Genomic DNA, 22051 nt, shown 5'->3' with positions numbered 1-22051 from the left:
GATTAATAAATCAAATCAGGCTAAGAAAGATCGGAGAGTATTTTCAAAATTTATGGGCGAACTGGAATGAACCCAGTGTGTTGCATTTTTGATTTCTTCAATTCTTGAATTGGGGAATTTCTCTTTAATTATCAACTCATCATTAAATGTAATATACTGAGATTCTGAACCTTTCATGAACAATGTTTTTGTCATCACCGGATTACTTATTTTTAATCCATCTAAAATATTATCAATATTCATTTTCAAAGCAGGCAGGTTCATTCTCCACTTGAAACGATTGTTCTCCGTCCTGAATAAATTTTTAAGCAGGAACTGAATAATACCGGGATGCACTTTTAACTTTTTCAGTAGCTCATTTTCAATTTCTTTTCGGGATTGAAACAGGTTAAGGTTTATAAATAACAACGCATTTATAAAATCAATAAATTGTGTTGAATTATACTTTTTTGGTGCAATATCCACCACTATAAGTTTGCTGAGAAAATGAGAATGGTGCTTTGAAAAATTCATAGCTACCTTTCCACCCATAGAATGACCAATGAGCCGTATATCAGAAAGGTTTTGTCTCTCAAGAAACAGCCTGAGATCATTACTCATTACATCGTAATTTATAACATCACTATGAGGCGAGCGTCCGTGGTTTCTTAAATCCACCAGGTAAAAACAATAATCTGCCGACATTTTCTTTGCTATGGACATCCAATTATCCGACATACCAAAAAGCCCGTGCAAGATAACAATTGCCGGGCCTTCACCAATTTGTTTAAAATTTAGAATCATATATAAAAACTATACCATAGCACCGTGGCACTTTTTGTATTTTTTACCACTGCCACATGGACAAGGGTCATTTGGTTTGGCTTTTTTCTCTACACGAATTGGCTGTTTTTTATTTGAACGTTCTTTAGAAGCCTTCTGAATATCGGTTTCGCCACTGGTATCAACACCGCTGTAGCCCATATTTGTTGTGGTTTCGTGCACCATATTCATGTTTTGTTTACGAAGTTCCGCACGATTCTGTGGTTGTGGTTCTTCAATTTGTAATTTACCAATCAGCCAGTTTAATGTCTTTTCATTAATTGTGTGGATCAAATCCTCAAATAAACCATAGGCTTCACGTTTATACTCAATCAATGGATCTTTTTGGCCATAGGCCCTTAAATGAATACCTTCCTTCAGCATATCCATTTGGTATAGATGATCTTTCCATTCTTCATCGATGACGCGCAAAATAAAATAGCGCTCAAGGACAGCCATTCTTTCACGGCCCATGCGCTCTTCTTTAATTTTGTACACATCCATCAGCGATTTTTTTACAGCTGCTTTCAAATCATCAAATGCAAAAGAATGAACATTTTCCCGAATTTTCTTAAAATCAGAAAAAGCTACTTTTTGGATTGCAGACTCCAGGCCATCGATATCCCATTCTTCCGTATGCCCTACAGGATCAATATAGGCAAGACATGTGGATTCAATAAACTCATCAAGGATATTTTCAAGTTCAGCAGATGGGTCTTCCTCACTTAGGGCAACTCGCCGGCGATCGTAAATCACTGTTCTCTGCTGGTTCATTACATCATCATAATCGATCAGTCTTTTACGAATGGAGAAATTTCGGCCTTCTACTTTTTTCTGTGCTTTCCCAATAGAACGGGTCATCATTTTGTGTGTGATCACTTCACCTTCTTCTGCACCCAAACGTTCCATAATTCCGGCTACACGTTCTGATCCAAACAGGCGCATTAAATCATCTTCCAGACATAAATAAAAAACCGTACTTCCAGGATCGCCCTGGCGCCCACTACGACCACGTAACTGCCTGTCAATCCGGCGCGATTCATGGCGTTCTGTACCAATAACATGTAAGCCTCCGGGAATGTCATTTTCCGGATCACCGGCCTGTAGAACTGTGGGTCCAAGTTTTATATCCGTACCACGACCAGCCATGTTTGTAGCTATTGTTACGGCACCTGGCTCTCCCGCTTGTGCAACAATTTCAGCTTCGCTTTTATGCTGCTTTGCGTTTAGTACATTATGTTTCAGTCCGCGACGTTTAAACATACGGCTCAAAGTTTCAGATACTTCCACTGTAACAGTACCAACCAAAACAGGCCGACCAAGGTTATGCATTTTTTCCACTTCGTTTACAATGGCATTATATTTTTCGCGTTTTGTACGGAAAAGCAAGTCTTCCCAATCATAACGCGTAATAGGTTTATTTGTAGGAATAACCATTACATCAAGCTTGTATATTTCCCAAAACTCAGCTGCTTCAGTTTCAGCCGTTCCTGTCATCCCGGCAAGCTTGCCATACATCCGGAAATAGTTCTGCAACGTTATGGTTGCCAGGGTTTGGGTTTCCCTTTCAATCTTAACATTTTCCTTAGCTTCAATCGCCTGATGCAATCCATCGCTGTAGCGACGGCCGGCTAAAATACGACCTGTGAACTCGTCCACAATAAGTACTTTGCCATCCTGAACAACATATTCCTGATCTTTTTCATACAAAGAATACGCTCGCAACAGTTGGGATATATTTTGCAGCTTTTCGCCACGTTCATTTATTACCTGGTAAATTTCGTCTTTTTTTGCAAGCTTTTGGCTATCGTCCAAAGTGCTATCACTTTCGATAAGGGCAACTTCCTCACCCATATCAGGCAGCAAAAACATTTCCGGTTCTGCCGGATTAAGACACTCACGCCCATTTTCGGTTAAATCGATTGTGTGGCTTTTCTCATCAACGATATAAAACAAGTCTCCAAAATAATGTTCGTCCGAAGTTTTGTTTTGTCCTTTATCGCGCAGATAATCATTTTCAACGCCCTGTACCAGCTTTTTGATGGAGGGATCCTGGTACAATTTCATCAATCGTTTATTTTTTGGAGCCCCTTTTTCCGCAAGCAGAAGTTTTTGCGCGCCTTCATTAACTTTAGAATCGTTTATCAGGCTATTGCCTTCTTGGATAAGGCGGTTAACCAGGCGGCTTTGCTGAGTTACAAGTCGGTCAACCAAAGGCTTCATCTCGCTGTATTTATGTGTTGATACGCTAACAGGCCCGCTGATGATCAGAGGCGTTCTGGCCTCATCAATCAAAACACTGTCAACCTCATCCACTATGGCATAATGATGGCCACGAATCTGAACCATGTGTTCTTTCGTGCTGGCCATATTATCGCGCAGATAATCAAAGCCAAATTCATTGTTCGTTCCATAAGTAACATCACAATTATAGGCAACCATGCGCTGCTCAGGTGTCATATCATTTAAAATTACACCCACGGAAAGACCTAAATAACGGAGAACTTCGCCAACCCAATCGGAGTCACGCTGGGCAAGATAATCGTTTACTGTTATTAAATGAGCGCCTTTACCTTCCAAAGCATTTAAGTAAAGAGGAAGAACAGCAACAAGAGTTTTACCTTCACCTGTGGCCATCTCTGCAATTTTACCCTGATGCAAAATAATGCCGCCTATTAGCTGTACATCAAAAGGGACCATATCCCAGCTTGTATCACGCCCGGCTACTTTCCATGATGTACCCTTCATTCTGCGACAAGCATCTTTAACCACAGCAAACGCTTCAGACATGATGTCATCAACTGTTTCACCGTCTTTTAATCTTTCCTGAAACTCAACTGTTTTGTTTTTTAGTTGTTCATCAGACAGGTTTTGATATTCCTCATAAAAAGTGTTTATTTCATCCACAACACTTTGAAGTTTTTTTACTTCTCTGTCATTTTTTGAACCAAAAATAGATTTTATTACTGTTTGAATCATTATTTCCCCTAGTAACCTTTCAATAGTCTTTCAGCTAAAAAAACCGGTAATCCTGCATTAACGATCTTATTATAAGTTTTTTGAATTTCGTAATCTAACCGAATATACTCGATTTTGTTCTCCGCATCATCATAAACCACAAAGCATGTACGAGGGTCACCATCGCGTGGCTGCCCAACACTGCCCACATTTACCAAATATTTTTGGCCTTTATTAAAAGTGAATTCTGTTTGGCGGTAATAATCTGATTTTGAAAAAATAACCGGAACGTGCGAGTGGCCTATAAAACATGTTTTTTGATTATAAACTTTCAAGTGTTTTTGGGCATCGCTAATGGACAAAACATAATCCCAGTTTGATGGATTTTTAGGTGATGCATGCACCAGGTAGGAACTGTCTAAATCGTGACTAAACGGCCAGGATTTGATATACTCTTTATTTGTTTCAGTTAGTTTTTCCTGTGTCCAGAAAGTTGACAGCTTTGCATACTCATTAAAATGTTGAATATCACCAATTCCGATGGCAGCATAATCATGATTCCCCATTAAAACCACTTCACAATTATCCCTTACCAAATCTATGCATTCATTAGGGTTTGGACCATAGCCGACAACATCACCAAGGCAGTAAATCTTATCAATTTCTTTATCCTTGAGATAATCTATAGCACGTTGCAGGGCTTCAAGATTTGCGTGAATATCAGATATAATTGCGATTGTCATTTTATTAAGTAATCCTGGAAACCAATCCTCGGCCAGATTTTTTAATCCGTTTTTCTGATTTCAATTGTTTTATGAGTGCATCTAAAATACCATTAATAAACTGATCGCTTCTGTCGGTGCTATACAGTTTGCTAATTTCAATTATCTCATCCATTGTAACTTCCGGCGGAACGTCTTCAAAGCAAATAAATTCTGTTAAGGCCATTCTTAAAAGTACTCGGTCAATAACCGCGACACGTTCAAACTTCCAATTTTTTAATTTTCCTTTTATCAATTCATCAAATTCAACTTTGTTTATTGTGCAATCCTTAACAATTTTCATTGCAAATTCAGAAGCATGGTCCGGTTCTGATTGCTTCAGCAAGTTGAATTGTTCATCCAATTCGATATCATTATATTCGCTGGCATATAGTACCTTCAGCGCAAATTCCCGTTCTTTTCTTCTATCCATCATTCGTATTTATAAAAACCTCTTTTAGATTTTCTTCCCAGATAGCCGGCAGCCACCATTTTTTTAAGCAAAGGACATGCCCGATACTTAGGATCACCCAATCCATCATATAAAACATTCATTATACTTAAACACACATCAAGGCCAATAAAATCCGCTAAAGTTAACGGGCCCATTGGGTGGTTCATCCCAAGTTTCATAACTGTATCAATGGCTTCTTCATCTGCAACGCCTTCCATCAGACAATAAATGGCTTCGTTTATCATTGGCATTAAAATTCGATTGGAAATAAATCCTGGGTAATCATTTACTTCAACCGGTGTTTTGCCTAGTTTTTCAGAAATTGATTTAATTTTTGAATAACATGCATCTGATGTTGCCAATCCACGAATTATTTCTATCAATTTCATTATTGGCACCGGATTCATAAAATGCATCCCAATAACTTTATCCGGCCGATTTGTAACTGCTGCGATCTCTGTAATTGAAATAGATGATGTGTTGGTTGCCAAAATCGTATCAGCGTCACAAATAGAATCAAGCTTTTTAAAAATCTCTTCTTTGATTTGTTGGTTCTCGGAAGCTGCTTCTACAACTAAAAGTGAGTCCTTGGCAACTTCATAGTCAGTAGATAATTCAATTCGTGAAAGAGTATCTTTTAGATCTTGTTCACTGATTTTTTCTTTTTTTAACTGCCTGTTTAAATTTGCTTCAATCTTGCTGAATGCCGCATTTAAAAAGTCATCTTTTATATCGATTAGATTAACAGAATAGCCCGTTTGAGCAAATACATGAGCGATCCCATTTCCCATCGTTCCACAGCCAATAACGCTTATTTTCCCTAAAGACATTTTACATCCTTTCTACTATCACTGTTGATGCCTCACCTCCACCAATGCAGATGGAAGCTAATCCGCGTTTAGCACTTCTTTGTTGCATTGCATTGAGCAATGTTACCAAAATTCGGGCACCGCTCGCACCTATTGGATGACCAATAGCAATTGCACCTCCATTGACATTTACTTTTTCAACAGGTATTTCGAGTAAGCGGTTATTGATCAAGGTTACCACAGCAAAAGCTTCATTTATTTCAAACAAATCTATATCATTAATTGTTAAGTCTGCTTTCTTAAGCGTCTTTTTAATCGAGTCTGCCGGAGCCGTTGTAAACTCTTCAGGCAGTCTTGCAGCCGATGACTGGGCTACAATTTTTGCCATTGGTTTCAACCCAAGCTCGTTAGCTTTCTCCGCAGACATCAATAATAAAGCTGCAGCACCATCATTAATCGATGATGCATTTGCTGCAGTTACCGTGCCATCTTTTGCAAAAGCAGGGCGAAGTGTTTTCATTTTATCAAAATTTGCTTTTGATGGCCCTTCATCTTCACTAAAAACTAAGGGATTTCCTTTACGCTGCGGTATTTCTACATCTACAATTTCATTTTTAAACAATGATTTACTTTGGGCTTCCTGCGCACGTTTATAGCTTAAAATGGCAAATTCGTCCTGTGCTTCACGGCTAACATCACAGTTTTTTGCACACAACTCAGCGGCATTGCCCATATGAAAATCATTATAAACATCCCACAAACCATCTTTGATCATTCCATCAACTACCTGACCATGTCCCATTTTACTACCACTACGCAGTTTAGGAAGATAATAAGGTACTTGTGACATATTCTCCATACCGCCTGCAATAATGACATCAGCATCACCAACCATTATGGCTTGCGCAGCCAACATCACAGATTTAAGCCCGGATCCGCAGACTTTATTTATTGTCATGCACTGAACATTCTCATCTAATCCCGCGCCTAAGGCAGCCTGCCTGGCAGGGGCCTGTCCTTCGTTTGCTGCAAGTACATTGCCCATAATTACTTCATCGATCAGGGCTGAATCAATTTTGGATCTTTCAAGAGCTTCTTTAATAACAATGCTGCCTAGTTTTGTAGCCGGAACGTCTTTTAGTGTTCCCATAAATGTTCCAACAGGCGTGCGGGTTGCCGAAACAATTACAACTTCTTTTATATTTTTCATAATAGTCCAAATTATATTATTGATAAGTTTGGCAATTTAGCTATTTTACCTACTTTTATCAACTAGGCAGATGTGTCTTTGTATCAATTATTATTCGGAACAGGATCAGAAGTTATTTGTTATCCTGATTTTCGTCTTCTGAGGAAAAACGGTCGTAAGCATCAATAATTTCCTTTACAAGCGGATGTCGAAAAACATCATTCTCAGACATCTCGACAAAATCAATTTCGCTGACATCTTTTAAAATATTAATGCTGCTTATTAAACCGGATTTTTTTGAGGAGTCAAGGTCAACCTGTGTAATGTCTCCAGTAACCACTGCTTTTGAATTTTTGCCCAACCGTGTAAGAAACATTTTCATCTGCATAAATGTGCTGTTTTGTGCTTCATCCAGAATTACAAAAGCATTATTCAAAGTTCGGCCTCTCATATAGGCCAATGGCAATACTTCAATATTATCATAACTAAAATATTTTTTTAATGCATCCTTTGGAATCATTTCAGAAAGTGCATCATAAAGGGGTTTAAGGTATGGATCAATCTTTTCCTTAAAGTCACCTGGCAAAAAACCCAAACTTTCACCTGCTTCTACTGCCGGCCGTGAAAGAACTATTTTTTTTATTTTCCCATTTTTAAGATTGTTTACAGCCATTGCAACAGCAAGATAGGTTTTGCCGGTTCCTGCAGGCCCGATTGCAAAAACAAGATCATTTTTGATCATTGACTCAATAAACTTTTCCTGCTTTTCAGATTTAGGAGAAATTGTTTTGGAAAGGGTTTGGATGGATAAATCCTTACTTATATATCCATCTTCCTGGTTATTATTATGTATGGCTAACTGGCTTGAATAAATTTGAATTGTTTTAAGTACATCCTGAGATGTAAGTTTTTTATTCTTCTTTAGTGTTTCAGAAATATCACTAAAAATATTGGAGATCAAGTCAATTTCATCTTGCTCACCTATTAGTTTTATTTCACTGCCTCTTGGAATAATACGAACACTAAAACTTTGCTCGATTAGAATTATAAATTCTTCATTTTTACCGTAAAAGGAAACAGCATTTATTTTCGGATCTAACGTGAATATTTTTTCGATTAGTTTTTCCATAAACAGAAAAAGCTTCTGGCCAAATTAACCAGAAGCTTTTTATAGTTTTAATATCTCTTTTAGCGGGCTATTTGAATAACCTGATGTGGATAAACCACGTTTGGATCAGAGATAGAAGTTTTGTTTGCTTCGTATAACTTGTTCCACTGGAAAGTACTTCCGTACACATTTGAATACCCAGCAATCATAGAAAGATTTTCACCTCTTTGCACCAAATGCTCGTTTGGTCCAACTACGCGAGGAATCAAAAATGTCTGATCAGGGAAAATCAAATCAGGATCTTTAATTTGATCTGAATTTGAAGAGTAAATTCTAATCCATGCATAAGCATCATTATAAATATCAGGATTAGCAGCTATTTTCCACAGATAATCACCACGTGTAACTGTATAAGAAGGAGGAACTGCTCCTTTTCCTTTTTCACGTGCCTGATCAATTAAACTTTGGATTTGGTTAATCAATTGCTCATTTGCACTAACAACAGACAGGTCATTTTCTTTTAATGCATCCAAACGCGCCTGCAAGTCATCAAGCTCATTCATTCTTCCATAAATATCTTCAGCAGATAAGGAAAGAACTGAGTTTACGTCGCCCCGAAGTTGTCCTAATTCATCTCCAAATGCCTGGTTTCCAGCTCCATCGGAACCACATTTTGCATAAATGTCAGTCCAGCACTGATCGATCTCAGCATTTAGTCCATCTAATTCTTGTTGCAACCTGGCTATACGCGCATCTTCATCTGCAATACCCTGGTCAGCATTAGTAAGTCTGTCTTGCCATTTTTGTAATTCTGCCACATATACTTCTTCAGTCATTTCCTCGTAATTATAAGAATTCTGAGCAAATGCCGAAACCATAGAAAATATCACAAATAAAAGTGTGATTTTTGCAAATTTCATATCTAGTCTCCTGTCGTTTATAAACGATAATTATTCGGAATCATCCGAATGCCGCTCAGTAACGGCAGCATCTACTTTTGCTTTTTCAGCTTTAACTTTTTCTAACTCAGCTTTCTTACTGTCAACCTGGCTCTGTAAGTCGTCTGCTTCAGCTTTTTTCTCTTGTTGTGTTTTCTCTGCACTTAACGCTGCTGCACGGGTTTCTTCCAACTTCTGAATTTCTTCTTCACTTGGCTTCCAACCACAGCTCGTTAAACTAAGTCCCAAAATTAAGAATAAAGAGATCACCAAGAGCTTGATGGAAAATGTTTGTTCTTTCATTAACAAGCCTCCTAAATGAATAATAATAAATGAATTGCAGGGTGAAACCTACTAAAATACTAGAATTATGTCAAGTTGAATTATCTATCTGGTTAATCTAAAAATCAATGGTTTTAATGCTTAAATCTAAAAGCTGTTTGTTATCAACTTCTGAGGGCGCCATATCCATTAGTGAAAGCCCTGAATTCGTTTTTGGAAAGGCAATTACATCACGTATTGAATCATTTCCAGTGAGCACTGTAACTAGCCTATCCAATCCAAATGCAATTCCTCCATGAGGCGGTGCCCCATATTTAAGGGCATCAAGCAGAAAACCAAATTTACTTTCGGCCTCTTTTTTGCTAATCCCTAATGTTTTAAACATTTTTTGTTGGAGATCAGTATCATGAATCCTTATACTTCCGCCGGCAATTTCATTTCCGTTTAAAACAAGATCATAAGCGCGAGCTTTTACTTTTTCAGGCGTTGTTTCAAGATTTAAAATATCGTTTTTAACTGGACTCGTAAATGGATGATGACGCGCAACATAGCGTTGTTCTTCACTATCATATTCAAGTAACGGAAAATCGGTTATCCATAATAGGTCATATTTAGATTTATCTATCATATCCAACTGTTCAGCCAGGTTCAGACGAATCTGTCCTAAAACATCAAATGTGGTTTGATAATTATCAGCAACAATTAAAACCAAATCATCTTCTTGCAGATTGAGTTTTGCAATAAGCTTTTGCTTCTCAACATCCTTTAAAAATTTTGCAATACCGGTGCTTATTTCACCTTCGGTATACCTGAAAAATGCTAATCCTTTTGCTCCAAACTTTTTTGCATCCGTGATTAAATTGTCGATTTGTTTACGACTAAACCTTTGACCATTTTCAATTTTAAGACATGCTATCTCACCATTATTTCCAACAACATTCGCAAACGCATTAAAATCTGTATTTTGGAATATTTCATTTAGTCTATTAATTTTTAAACCAAATCTTAAATCAGGTTTATCCGAACCATATGTTTCAAAGGCTTCTGTATAACCCATCCTTTTTATTGGCATTTCAATATCAATATTCAGGATTTCTTTAAATAATGTTTGTGTCAATCTACTTGCAACATCTATGACATCATTTTCATCAACAAAAGAAAGTTCAATATCAATTTGGGTAAATTCCGGTTGACGGTCTTTTCTTAAATCTTCGTCACGAAAACACTTAACAATTTGAAAATACTTATCAAAGCCTGAAATCATCAACAACTGTTTATAGGTTTGGGGCGATTGCGGCAAAGCATAAAATTTGCCAGCAAAATTTCTACTTGGAACTAAGAAATCACGTGCACCTTCTGGAGTTGATTTCATTAGAATTGGTGTTTCTATTTCACAAAAACCACTCTCTACTAAATAATTTCTGACGAGATACGAAATTTTACTTCTAACCTGAATGTCTTTATGAAGTTTATCCCGTCTTAAATCCAAATATCGATATTTTAGACGTATTTCTTCATTTACATTAATATTGTCATCAATTTCAAAAGGTGTTGTTTGAGATGTATTTAAAATCTCGAGATCAGTCGATGCAATTTCAATATCACCGGTTGTTAAATTAGTGTTCTCTGCATCTTGCGGGCGGGATTCTACAATACCGGTTATTTTTATTACAAATTCGTTGCGAATTGACTTTGCAACTTCATAGGCTTCGCCATTAATTTTTGGATTAAATACAACTTGTGTAATTCCATATTGATCACGTAAATCTATAAAAATCAATCCGCCATGATCTCTTCGTCGCTTAACCCATCCACTAAGCGTTACAGATTGATTTAAGTTTTCTGCGGATAATTCACCACAGGTATGTGTCCTTAACATATTAAAAAAAACTCCCTAAGAGGTAATTGCTTCATGAGGGCGGAAGATAAAGAAATTAGTGATAGGTCTCAACTAAAAAAAAAGCCCCGATTTAATCGAGGCTTAAAGAGGATTAATTACTGAAAATCCATTTATATCGGGCTTGTACATCACCGTCTTTTTTGTCGATTTTTGCAAATCGCCAACTCTTGATTCTTCGTGTAATACAATTCTCAACATTTCTGCTTTTTAAGGTAGATTTTACTATCCTTACTTTAGTAACCCTTCCTTCAGGAGAAATCGTAAATTGTGCGGTTGCACTTCCCTTTAAGTTTGGATTTATTCTTGATTCTTTTTTATAACAATTTTCAATAGCGTCTGCATGTTTGCCAACAACACGTCCTATAGCATCCTGAGAACGGGCAGTTGATTTTGAGCCTCTACCTGAGATACTACCTTCAACACCTTTAATGGCAAAACTTGCGTCTCTATTAATCGATACGGAGCCGCTTTGTCCAACACCACTGCCAATTAAGTCATCAATTCCTGCTGTTCCCGCACGTCCTCCGCTTCCTGCTCTTTCACCTAAACTGGATCTGCGTGAGGAAGATGATGCGGATTCAAGGCCACCAACTCCGCTAAGTACCTGGTCTAAATCGCCAAGGGCACCACTACCGGACTCTCCTAAAACATCATAAACAGCATCACCTGAACCACCTTCACCACCTGCAGATAATTCACCTAAAACACCTTGACCTGCCACTTGTTGTTGCATAGCATCACGTGCTGAAGCCCTTCTTGCTGCGTCCCTTCTGGCCGCATCTCTTCGTTCCGCTGCTGAAGGTCCTGCCGCTTCTTCCCTTTTCCCTTCATCGCGCTGTGCTCTGGCATCTTGCTCTGGTTCTTGATCAGCAGTTGTACCTTCTTCTTCAAGGGCTAAGGTTTCTTCTTCTGTTTCTTCAATAACAGGTTCTTCAAATGTCGTGTCATATACTTTCTGTATATATTTTGCCTTAATAACGTTTGCTAATTCTTCTTCAGAATACACAGTATTAGCTAGAATAATAACCGTGGTATAAACCAAAATTAGCGATGAGAGTAAGATGAGGTAAAAACGGGAATCAATCCCATCAAGTATCCCTCTTTCAAACTCTTTAGGAAAGCTGACGATTCGATAACCTCCGCCACCGGCGGCACGTTTAACACCTTGAGCTTTAGGATTTGGTTTTAAGACTTTCATTTACATGCCTTTTTAATAATATTTGTTATTAACCTTTTTTAATCGTTAGAAGCCGCATTTTATAAAATTGGGATTTACTACATGTAAACATAATTTTATAAAGCATCTCAAAAGGAACAGTTTGGTCTCCCTGAATTATTACCGTATGAGTAAACTCTGTCCCAAAATCAATTTCAAGTTGCTGTTGCTCCTGTGCTACCGCGGCCAATGCAGTATACAGAGGTTGAATTAAAACACTTTCACTATCAACATCACTTACAGGCATTAATGCATTATTATTTACTAAAATTGCATCTTTTGTAACAGATACCTGTAATTCTTTTTTGGGTTTGTCACCCATAAAAGATTCCGGGAGTTTTAATTCTTCCGAGGCTGTAACCAATGCCCCTTCAGCAGAAAACGACTTTAAAAGGAAAAGAAGAATGATCGTCATCATGTCCATCATGGAGTTCATGTTTAACGCACCAGATTCTTCCCTTTGGTGTCTTTTCGATTTAGATGGTTGAAATGCCATTTAATTCTCCACTATTCTATTGGATAACGCTGCCAAAATTAATTTCCGGGAACAGCGCTTTTTCTGTTCCTTCATCGTCATATGTTTGAATATTGTCAATTACATTTACCAGGTTCTGGTATTCAACACTATTTCCCGCAGTTATTACAGCGCGGTTTTCATCCCGATATCCTTTACCAGCAATCGCTTTTTTAACTTCGATTAGTTTGGTTTTTAATGTTTCATAATCGTATGAACCATCAGGTAAAACAGGAACGGTTGGGCCTTCACCTGATTCTGAAGGAAGTATAACCTGGGCATTAGCTATTGAAATTCCTGCCTGGGTAATGGCCAGCTTAAGGCCAATCTTTTTCTCTTCTTCTTTTTTATCTTGCTGTTCACCAGGGTTATTTCCAACTGACTTTGTGGGAGGAGCATTTATTTCAATAGCGCCTAGTTTAACCCATTCAGCTCCTTGCAACAATAAAGGAATTAACACAACCATTAAGTTCATAACGGGCCTGATATCCAAGTCCATATCCAATTCATCGGAATTTTGCCTTGCAGATGGTTTATAAGCCATTTTTTAACCCTTATAAATATTAACGATTGCCTGTAATAAGATTGATCAACTTAACCAGATGCTCATCCATTTCATCAATGATTTTACTGGTTCTGTTGGCGATGTATGTATAAATAATCAATGTTGGGATAGCTACCATCAGTCCAAAAATTGTTGTATTCATCGCAGTTGATATACCATTGGCTAATAATTTTGATTTTTCTGATTCAGGTACACTTTCACTACCAACAGAAGCAAATGATAAAATAAGACCATAAATCGTACCCATTAGACCTGTTAATGTTGCAACATTGGCGAGCATCGAAAGATAATTTGTTCTTTCTTTTAGCTTAGGGATTACTTCTAATGTCCCTTCATCAACTGCATTTTGAATTGCCCTGAAATCTAATGTTTCGCTTTCATTTGCTCTTTTTAATCCACGTAAAACAACAAATGGTAAAGCTTTTAGTTTTCCTTTTTCACACAATTCAATGGCACGTTCCATGTTACCACCAGCAACCAGTTTTCTTATTTCTGCCATAAACTTATCAGCATTCACATTAGAACGAACAACAATATAATAAATCCGCTCAATTGCTATAGCTGCTGCAATTGCTCCAAACAATGCTATGAAATACATAAACATTGAACCGTCTTGGCCTAAGCCAAATGAATTGCCAAATTGGTCTACAAATAAACCCATGAATTAATCCTCCTACAAAAAGTACTTTTGATTATCGATTTCTGTTTAGTAGTTTTTTTATGTCTATTTTTTCTGCGTCATCTTCTTTAACAGATTTAACCTTTAACGTCTGTCCTTCATCCAATATTTCTTTTAAAAAGGATTTTTCCAGATTAACTTCGTCAAACTCTGGTTTTATTCTTTGGCTAAATAACTGTACTTGCGGTTTTTCAACTTCAATTTTAATAACAGCCTCTCCAGCTTCAACTACGCCATCATCAGCAACCTGAAAGTCTGTTTGAGTAGTATCAGCAACCTGGGCAATTGTGTTTGATGCAAATAGAAAGATTCCGCAAAAAAATGCCAGTAAAAAGAATTTTTGTTTTTTCACTTAGTTTCCTTCATTTCTTAAGGGAATTCTGTTTTTTCTTAGTGTATTGATTTCTTTAAGGGTTTTCGGATCAACAAATGTTGATGAATGTACTTGTTCAGTTTCGGCAGTAGAGTTTAAATCTAAAGGAACTAATTCAAAATAGCCATACAATTTTAAACCCGATCCCGTAAGATCTTTATCTAGTACATCAACGGCGATAATATTTGATCCGCTCTTTACAAAACGGTCAAACGTATAATAGTCCAATGTATCAACAATTGAAAAGTCATCTGCTTCATCATCAACAAGATATTCACCATTCAAATAAAGTCTGAAATCATCATCAGCGCTTACATAAATTTCACCACCAACTACCTTACCATTTAGTGAAAAAGATTTTCTAAAGAAGACTAATGTATCCGCAGCAGGCGTTGAAACTGTCTCGGCTATGCCCATACCAGTACTTGTTGTATCAGATAGCCCCAGACTTGTACCCAGTGAATCCGTTGCAAGATTGGTTGTTGAGTCAACAAGTCCTAATGCGGGATTTGCTGTTCCAAGTGAATCGGCAAGTGAATCTACTGGAGCTGGAGCAAAATCCAAAGCTTCTTTTTTAGCTGCCCAAATTGCTAATGGATCCACACCAAGTCCGCTAAATTGATTAAATGTTCCTGGCACAACGGCAACAGTTTCCCAGGATGAGTCATCAAAATCTGCTTGTATCCATACAATTGGATTATCTGTTATAGAGTGCAACCAACTTTGGTCTGAAGTTATTTCAAAACGTTCTTTTTCAATACTTTCTGAATAGCGAACAGGATCAAGCTCAAGCAATCGCATCATTAATTTGTTTGCCCAAGTCCCTTTTAAGACATATTGTTCTTTTAAATCAAAAGCAGATTCCAGCAAAGCAAGAGAATTATCGCTAAGGTTAAAATAGTAAGTTTCTGTTGCGATACGGCCGTCATCATAATTGTAATTCTGAGTAGAATCAAATAGAGTCTCGTACGCCATACTTGCAGAATTTGCACTATCGCTGTAAACCCTCATCCGTTCACCCATTTCTACTGAAAAACGAAGTATCCTTTCCTGGGTGCTCCGGGTAATATCATTTTCAATATTATTTTCTTGTGCAAGCTGCAATGTATTTGAATATGCCTGTATCGTAAGTTGAGAAAGGTTTGCACTTTCATCGATCATCTGGTTAGCATCATTGTCAACACCGTAATAATCTAATCCTTGAGCATTTTTTGAACCAAATTCTTTCTCAATAAGTTCTCGGTAATCGGAATAATTTTTGTCAAATTGATTTAGCGCTGTAACTGCAAGTTGTTCATATTCATTACCTAATATGTTTGAGGTCAATAAGATTTGTCTTTTTGATTCTTCAACATACTTATTTGAAAGACCTAAATCACCGGCTTCATTAATATTCCGTAAATGCGCTTTGATTGTTTGATCCACCGCAGGCGCAACTACTTTTGTATAAACACTGTTTTGATATAAAATAGCTGACAATAAATTACTTCCCGCAGGCGGTTCAATATTTAAAGCATTTTCAACATTTTCAGATGTCAGGCTTGCCTGTGCATATAATAATTTTGAAATTTTGTCTTTTGCTTTTCCATACCATTTTACAGCAAGATCTTTAGTTGAATCTGCTTCAACTTCACGGGCAGCCAAACTGTCATTCGTAGCCAAAGTTGTATCCCTGGTCCCAAACATATCTACATTTAATTTTTCTGCAATAACAGGAATTTTGTCAACAACTTCTTTATAGCGGTCAACAGCATTTTCGTATAGCGCCGCCGATTGCTCATTAATTTGCTTTTTCTTTACAAACTTTTTGTTCTTATCAAGATTTGGATCCATTTCCTGCTCAACATAGATATCTGCAAACTCTTCGTAACTTCTGGCAATATTATATGTCGCTTCAAAACTTCTTGGAGATCCAAATGCTAAAACCTTTGTATATGCTGTATTTAATTCGGTTAAAAGGCCTGTAAGGGTTTGTCTTTGAGCTTCAATATTTGACTGAGGTTGTGTTAGTTTTACAGAAACAAATTCATCATGGATAATATCCGCCAATTTATGGACAGCTTCACCAGCGATAAATGGATTTGATTCTTTTCCTTCTCTTTTAAACTGCTCACTTTTTGCAATTGCTTTGTTGTATTCAACTTTTGCAGCCACTGTTTGGCTATTATTTAGGAAGTAGTTACCTCTTTCATAAAAAGCTGTTACAACACGATCATCGTTTGGATATTTTTGAGCAAACTCATCATAAATTTTGTTTGCTGCTGCAAGGTTATCAAGTTTTAGATAAAGTTCTGCATTCTTAAAAAATAAGTCTACAGAATAATCCAGTGCAGGATATGCGGCTATATAAAGATTGTTAACACGAATCGCTTCTTGCCATTCACCAGCTTTTTGGTAAAAATAACTACTATTGTACAGTTTTGATTCTATATCCGGGGATTCTGGATAGGAGGTAAAAATTCGTTCCGAAATTTGCGCAGCATTAGAATATTGTTCTAATTCTTTATAGTTATCTACCATTTTATTAAGAGCATCTACTGCAAATTTTGATTTTGGAAAGTTTGTTGCAATCAAATCAAACGTTTCATTTGAACGAACCCAATCGCGTGCTTTTTCAAAATTTAAACCAGCATTCCAAAGCGCTGGTTCAACATATCTTTCATCATCCGGTGCTTCATTATATAGCCGAATAAACTCATTAGCAGCAGAAAAGAAATCACCTTGCTCTGCAAGAAATTCCGCATTTTTAAAGATTGCTTCCGCTAATCTTCTGCTTGCAAATTCACGTTGTTCTTCAGGCAGATTTTCATCGCTTAAAATTCGTTTCGCAATAATTTCACTATCTTTAAATTTACCTAAAGCAAAATAAGAATCCATTATGGAACGCATGGCTAAGCTTTTTTCCTTGGCACCTGGAAATCTACGTACAAGCGTTTGGAAGTAAACTTTTGCTTCACCAAATTTCTTATGGTTATAGTAAATTCCGCCTGCGCTTGCCAGGAAATTTGGAGTATATTCACCATTTGGAAATAAGCGCACATAATTATCATACGATTGAATTAAATTTGTTTCTTCCTGGGTTAATGATTCTGGATTTAACTGAGCTATATCCGCAAGGCTAATGGCAGAACTATCTTGGCCACCATACTTAATTTTAACAATTGTATCAGCTACACCAACGGCATAAAGTGCTGCTTCGTGCTGATGATGTGTTTCCAAATAATCATTACTAACAGTTAAGTATTCTTCAAAGGCTTCATCAAATTTGCTAAGCTCTTTATCTAACATCAAAGCGTAATTCCAGTGAATATCATATGCGTTTGAATCACTTGGAAAAATAGCCAGGTAATCTTTACAACCCTGTCCAAATTTAAGCCAATGTTGTTCAACAGGTTGGCCATCTGCTTTCAATTCCTGGGCTTTCCCAAGATCATAAATAAGATTTGTCCGGAAGGCTTCTTCACTGTTTTTATAAGCCGCATTCAGATAAGTTACTTTATCAAGGTCATCTGAGTTTTCCAGATTTGAATACCAATTTGCCTGAGGATTGTATAGCTTGTAAAGTTTCTCTCTTTCATTATAAGCAGCAATATCATCACCACCGGAATAAACAGCCTTGGCGATAAAATCCTGCATTAATGGTGCTTCTTTATAATCAGGGTACATATCAAGCAAGTTACTGAATGCATATATCGCCTTTTCCTGCTCATCAATTTGCTGATATGTTTGTCCAATAGCGCGCATAATATCAACGCCATAAGGTTTGTCACCTAATTTTTCAATCATTCTTCTGGCTTTATCAACACCGGTTGCTGTATAAGCTTCATCAGTAAAACTTATACCGATATATTCTATCGCTTCATCTCGCACATTGGGATTGCTTATTTCTTGCTTGGGATCCAGTATTTCAGCGCGATGAATATCGTCAGCAACAGCTACAAAATATGTGATCGCATCATTATAATACTTAGGATCATGGGATGACAATTTGTAATAACTCCAGCCTAATTTGTACAGTGCTTCATCGTAGCGGCGTGAGTTTTTGTATCGCAGAACTTTTTTATAAAGCTGAATCGCTTTTCTTAATTCCAGAATCGACTGTTCATCATCATTTTTGTCTTCTCTGGGTTTAAAGTAATATTCTGCCAATTGAATATATGACTCAGGAGCAAAAGGGCTATCAGGATATTTGTCTATTACTTCCTGAAATAATCTTCGGCTTTGAGGACCTTCATCCATTTTGTTTTTTAGCCAGGCAACGCTGTACAAAGCGTCATCCGCAAAGTCACTCGCCGGATATTCATCTAATAGTTTTTCATAAACCTGAATTGCTTTGGTATAGTCTTTTACTGGAGCTTCGGGAAGTTCTGGTTCGGTTGGAATCTCACCATTTGTAAATTTTTCGTATTCAACCTCATAAACATCAAATAACTCATCAAACTTTTCATTTGCCTGGTCGTATTCACGGTCAGCCTCTTCAATGTAATATTCTGAAATCCGAATATAAATTTTATCCCGGTCTTTAATCTTCAGAGCATTATCAGATAGGAAACCTTCTCCAAGTTTTTTCCCTTCAACCAAAGATTTCTCTTCTTCCTTGTGAAGCTTTTCAGCTTTTCTGTCATAGAATTTCTTTATTTCCATTAACTCGTCAATAGAAATCTTCTCAAATAACGAGTCTCTGTTTGCCAAAGCTGCATTTTGTGCAAGTAACGGTTGGCCAATAAACAGAAAACCTAAAATTACTAAGATCAATACTAAATAATTTTTTACTGCTTTTTTACTTTTCATGCTATTATTCCAAAAATTCTCATGTATAAAATTTTTATTGATCCGATTCATCTTCTTCAAAACTTGGCGGGATGGTATTATCTGTATTGTTTACGTCATCAGTTTCATTTGTTTCCGTTTCATGAGTATCAAAATAGCTTTCTTCAAATTGTCGGTTCAATTCTTCCCTCTCACGGATTCGTTCCTGACGCCTAACCCTTCTGGTCATCAACGTTATTTCATTTTGTATCTGGCGAATTTTGTGAACCACATTTTGTTTGCGCTTCATCAGCAAATCATTGATTTTTTGGATTTGTTCACGCATTTGGCCTATTTGTTCTTTTTGCTGGCTACGGATTGCAAAATTAACATTTGCAAGACCAAAGGCACCATAATCGCTCCATCTACCCAGGTTTATATTTGTCTGGTTCATTTTCATTGAAAAAACCCAGGTATCCAGATAATCCAGTTTCTTCAAAAGATCATTAAATCTGTCTTTACTTATTTCCAAGTTAGCCAGTTTTTTATAATCTCTTCTAGATTTTGCATTTTGAATTTGTACATCAAGACGAGAAATCTTTCGTGCAATTTCCTGGCGTTCTGTGCTTGACTCTGCTCTCATTTGTGCAATTTTTTTATTTTCTGATTCAACCACACTTTCTTTTCTGGCCAATGGATGTTCATCAAAATAGTTGAAACCTAAAACTGTACTGCTTTCCAAAGGATAAGAATTTATTGCACGATAAATTTTGAGCTGCATTGATTCTATTCTTTCAACCAATACATCATCATTCTTTTCAGTAGCTTTTTGTTTAAGGCGATCTAATTCCTGCAATTGAGATTTTAATCTTCCAACCTCATTTGTTGCAGCCATTCCTACCGGACTTAAATCTGCATATTTCAATTTGAACAATGGTTGCTCAACTTTTTTACGCATTGTCACAGCTCTATTAAATGCCTCAAGGTTTTTTGACTCAAGCGCTTGTTTTTCTAATCGGCCGGATGTCTTTACAATATCTTCAAGTTTTAATTGCTGTTCATTCAGATTATCCGAATGTTGTTTAATTTCCTTTGCATTGTAAGCAAAACGGAAATTGTCAATCGCCCCTTTTGTGTCGAACTCAAGTTGGTTTATATAACCAAGCAATGTTCTCGCTTCAAGATTATATTCAGAATTTAGGAAATTGGAAATCACCAATTCTAAATACTGTTTGGCATTCTTAAAGTTACGATCAGAAATCATTTTACTAATTTCAAGTTTATAAAATGCCCAACCATAGCCCATTAATACGCGATCGTAATTAGAATAATTACCGGCAATTTCATCATAATGAGTTATTGCCTTTTGCGGGTTGCCTAGCTCGTACTGGATATATCCCATCTTGGCAAGTATATCAAACCTGAAATCCGGTTCAAGATTTGCAGTTTCAAGGATTGAAGAAAGCACGGTATATGCTTCTTCAAAATTTTGTGCCCCGGCCAATGCTTTAGATTGTATAAACCGCGCATAGTCATAAAGTGGAGATTGAGGATTGATTTCATAAGACAATGAAACAGCATCTTCAAAAAACTTTCCATTTAAAGAAGCATTTATTGCAAGTAAAAGGGCCTCTTCATATTGAGCATCCGATGAAGAAATAATATTCTGCATTTGCCGGAAATGCTCAACAGATTCGCTATATCTTTCAAAGTGACTAGTTATTTCAATAAGTCTTTTATATGTTTTGGGTGCATAAGATGATGATGGATAATCACTGATTAATTCTTCAAACTGTTCTTCAGCCATATTAAAACGGCCAAGCTGGTAATTACTTTCTGCCATGTAATATAGAACATCATCCAGTTCACCGATTTGACCATATTTCTTTAATATTTCTGCAAAAGAGAGTTGTGCCAATTCAAAATATCTAAAATTAAAAGCCTGAACAGAATGTTGCAATTCACGACCAAACATGCGCTTTAAATCGCCAACTGTTGATTTTTTTATCAACCTCTTTTTAATAAGCTCTATATCGGTAACACGTAAATGGTATTTAATGCGCTCTGTTCTTTGCCATTCATGGTATACATCAAAAATAGAAGAAGCTCCTGCTGAAGAAGAAGTCGTTTTACCAGTCGCAGCACCAAAAGTAGAAACCATTTTTTGGTTTGCTTTATTTAGGCCTTCAATTATTTGAGGATTTGCGCTCAAGTTAATCGCAGGATCAAGTTTTATCAATTCTTCAGCCAGATATAACAATTGAACAGCATCATCAAACACCCGTTGACGTTTATAATCCATCACACCTTTATCAATTGTAGATTCAATCCTTGTTTCAAGGTCATCAATAAAGCTGTATAATTGAGTCGCAGAAGCAGGTAAACGGTTTTTCAAAGCTTTTATTTCAGATAAGCTTCCTTGTAGTTTGTCAAAATATTGAGCTCTTTTGTCCGAGACACTTCCAACGCGTGATTTAATTTCCTCATTAATCATCCGTATTTGCTGAACAAGATATCTCTCTTTTTCAATATTCTGTTCACCATAACGCGTTAACAACTTATTTATATATGTTTTGAGATGTTCACTAAACTGGTCATCGGTCATTGAACCCGATTGGGCATAGGTAGAATGTTGTAAGAGGATAAAAACTAAAAGGTAAGAAAACCACTTGGAAAGGGTTTTAAAACTCATACCAGGCACCTTATTTTATTTTAACCCTTTGTAAAATTCAAAAGGATATTGAACTTTGTTAGT

17 protein-coding genes are annotated in these 22051 nt (G+C 36.8%); all 17 read right to left on the bottom strand.

Features of this window, described 5'->3' with window-relative positions:
- Positions 1 to 15: 15 nt before the first annotated feature.
- Positions 16 to 783: an alpha/beta fold hydrolase gene (locus tag HND50_14995; protein ID NOG46547.1), complete on the bottom strand. Its 768-nt coding sequence runs from the start codon at positions 781 to 783 to the stop codon at positions 16 to 18.
- Positions 784 to 792: 9 nt separating this feature from the next.
- Positions 793 to 3777 carry a preprotein translocase subunit SecA gene (secA, locus tag HND50_14990; protein ID NOG46546.1) on the bottom strand — a complete coding sequence of 995 codons (2985 nt, stop codon included), beginning with the start codon at positions 3775 to 3777 and terminating at the stop codon, positions 793 to 795.
- 11 nt (positions 3778 to 3788) lie between these two features.
- A complete protein-coding gene (locus HND50_14985) occupies positions 3789 to 4502 on the bottom strand; it encodes a metallophosphoesterase family protein (protein ID NOG46545.1) in 714 nt (237 codons plus the stop codon).
- 4 nt (positions 4503 to 4506) lie between these two features.
- Positions 4507 to 4956 (bottom strand): transcription antitermination factor NusB, encoded by a 450-nt coding sequence (gene nusB / locus HND50_14980; protein ID NOG46544.1) that lies wholly within the window; start codon positions 4954 to 4956, stop codon positions 4507 to 4509.
- The gene (locus tag HND50_14975) at positions 4953 to 5804 is read right to left on the bottom strand and encodes a 3-hydroxybutyryl-CoA dehydrogenase (GenBank protein NOG46543.1); all 852 of its coding nucleotides are present in this window, start codon (positions 5802 to 5804) and stop codon (positions 4953 to 4955) included. Before HND50_14975 ends, nusB begins: the two co-directional genes overlap by 4 nt.
- 1 nt (position 5805) lies before the next feature.
- Positions 5806 to 6984 carry an acetyl-CoA C-acetyltransferase gene (locus tag HND50_14970; GenBank protein ID NOG46542.1) on the bottom strand — a complete coding sequence of 393 codons (1179 nt, stop codon included), beginning with the start codon at positions 6982 to 6984 and terminating at the stop codon, positions 5806 to 5808.
- A gap of 121 nt (positions 6985 to 7105) precedes the next feature.
- A complete protein-coding gene (locus HND50_14965) occupies positions 7106 to 8101 on the bottom strand; it encodes a PhoH family protein (GenBank protein NOG46541.1) in 996 nt (331 codons plus the stop codon).
- A 59-nt stretch (positions 8102 to 8160) separates the two neighbouring features.
- Complete coding sequence (locus HND50_14960; GenBank protein NOG46540.1) at positions 8161 to 9000, bottom strand: LysM peptidoglycan-binding domain-containing protein; 840 nt, start codon at positions 8998 to 9000, stop codon at positions 8161 to 8163.
- A 30-nt stretch (positions 9001 to 9030) separates the two neighbouring features.
- Positions 9031 to 9321: a hypothetical protein gene (locus HND50_14955; protein NOG46539.1), complete on the bottom strand. Its 291-nt coding sequence runs from the start codon at positions 9319 to 9321 to the stop codon at positions 9031 to 9033.
- Positions 9322 to 9418: 97 nt separating this feature from the next.
- The gene (gene aspS, locus HND50_14950; protein NOG46538.1) at positions 9419 to 11179 is read right to left on the bottom strand and encodes an aspartate--tRNA ligase; all 1761 of its coding nucleotides are present in this window, start codon (positions 11177 to 11179) and stop codon (positions 9419 to 9421) included.
- 112 nt (positions 11180 to 11291) lie between these two features.
- Positions 11292 to 12398 carry a TonB family protein gene (locus tag HND50_14945; GenBank protein ID NOG46537.1) on the bottom strand — a complete coding sequence of 369 codons (1107 nt, stop codon included), beginning with the start codon at positions 12396 to 12398 and terminating at the stop codon, positions 11292 to 11294.
- 28 nt (positions 12399 to 12426) lie between these two features.
- Positions 12427 to 12912, bottom strand: a complete 486-nt coding sequence (locus HND50_14940; GenBank protein NOG46536.1) for a biopolymer transporter ExbD — start codon at positions 12910 to 12912, stop codon at positions 12427 to 12429.
- Between the two features lie 16 nt (positions 12913 to 12928).
- Positions 12929 to 13474 (bottom strand): hypothetical protein, encoded by a 546-nt coding sequence (locus HND50_14935; protein ID NOG46535.1) that lies wholly within the window; start codon positions 13472 to 13474, stop codon positions 12929 to 12931.
- Positions 13475 to 13493: 19 nt separating this feature from the next.
- On the bottom strand, positions 13494 to 14156 hold the full coding sequence (locus HND50_14930; protein ID NOG46534.1) for a MotA/TolQ/ExbB proton channel family protein: 663 nt from the start codon (positions 14154 to 14156) through the stop codon (positions 13494 to 13496).
- 31 nt (positions 14157 to 14187) lie between these two features.
- Positions 14188 to 14526 (bottom strand): hypothetical protein, encoded by a 339-nt coding sequence (locus tag HND50_14925; GenBank protein NOG46533.1) that lies wholly within the window; start codon positions 14524 to 14526, stop codon positions 14188 to 14190.
- On the bottom strand, positions 14527 to 19338 hold the full coding sequence (locus tag HND50_14920; protein NOG46532.1) for a tetratricopeptide repeat protein: 4812 nt from the start codon (positions 19336 to 19338) through the stop codon (positions 14527 to 14529).
- A gap of 34 nt (positions 19339 to 19372) precedes the next feature.
- Positions 19373 to 21988, bottom strand: a complete 2616-nt coding sequence (locus HND50_14915) for a tetratricopeptide repeat protein (protein NOG46531.1) — start codon at positions 21986 to 21988, stop codon at positions 19373 to 19375.
- Positions 21989 to 22051: the final 63 nt, after the last annotated feature.

Source organism: Calditrichota bacterium (assembly GCA_013112635.1).
In the GTDB taxonomy this organism is placed as follows: domain Bacteria; phylum Calditrichota; class Calditrichia; order Calditrichales; family J004; genus JABFGF01.
The sequence above is the reverse complement of the archived record's forward strand: the minus strand, read 5'-3'. Positions and strand labels throughout refer to the sequence as shown.

Coding starts and splice junctions, on each gene's coding strand:
- HND50_14930 (NOG46534.1), bottom strand. CDS start 14,156: ATGGGTTTATTTGTAGACCAATTTGGCAATTCATTTGGCTTAGGCCAA.
- nusB (NOG46544.1), bottom strand. CDS start 4,956: ATGATGGATAGAAGAAAAGAACGGGAATTTGCGCTGAAGGTACTATAT.
- HND50_14995 (NOG46547.1), bottom strand. CDS start 783: ATGATTCTAAATTTTAAACAAATTGGTGAAGGCCCGGCAATTGTTATC.
- HND50_14960 (NOG46540.1), bottom strand. CDS start 9,000: ATGAAATTTGCAAAAATCACACTTTTATTTGTGATATTTTCTATGGTT.
- HND50_14920 (NOG46532.1), bottom strand. CDS start 19,338: ATGAAAAGTAAAAAAGCAGTAAAAAATTATTTAGTATTGATCTTAGTA.
- HND50_14975 (NOG46543.1), bottom strand. CDS start 5,804: ATGTCTTTAGGGAAAATAAGCGTTATTGGCTGTGGAACGATGGGAAAT.
- HND50_14955 (NOG46539.1), bottom strand. CDS start 9,321: ATGAAAGAACAAACATTTTCCATCAAGCTCTTGGTGATCTCTTTATTC.
- HND50_14985 (NOG46545.1), bottom strand. CDS start 4,502: ATGACAATCGCAATTATATCTGATATTCACGCAAATCTTGAAGCCCTG.
- HND50_14945 (NOG46537.1), bottom strand. CDS start 12,398: ATGAAAGTCTTAAAACCAAATCCTAAAGCTCAAGGTGTTAAACGTGCC.
- HND50_14915 (NOG46531.1), bottom strand. CDS start 21,988: ATGAGTTTTAAAACCCTTTCCAAGTGGTTTTCTTACCTTTTAGTTTTT.
- HND50_14935 (NOG46535.1), bottom strand. CDS start 13,474: ATGGCTTATAAACCATCTGCAAGGCAAAATTCCGATGAATTGGATATG.
- HND50_14940 (NOG46536.1), bottom strand. CDS start 12,912: ATGGCATTTCAACCATCTAAATCGAAAAGACACCAAAGGGAAGAATCT.
- aspS (NOG46538.1), bottom strand. CDS start 11,179: ATGTTAAGGACACATACCTGTGGTGAATTATCCGCAGAAAACTTAAAT.
- HND50_14965 (NOG46541.1), bottom strand. CDS start 8,101: ATGGAAAAACTAATCGAAAAAATATTCACGTTAGATCCGAAAATAAAT.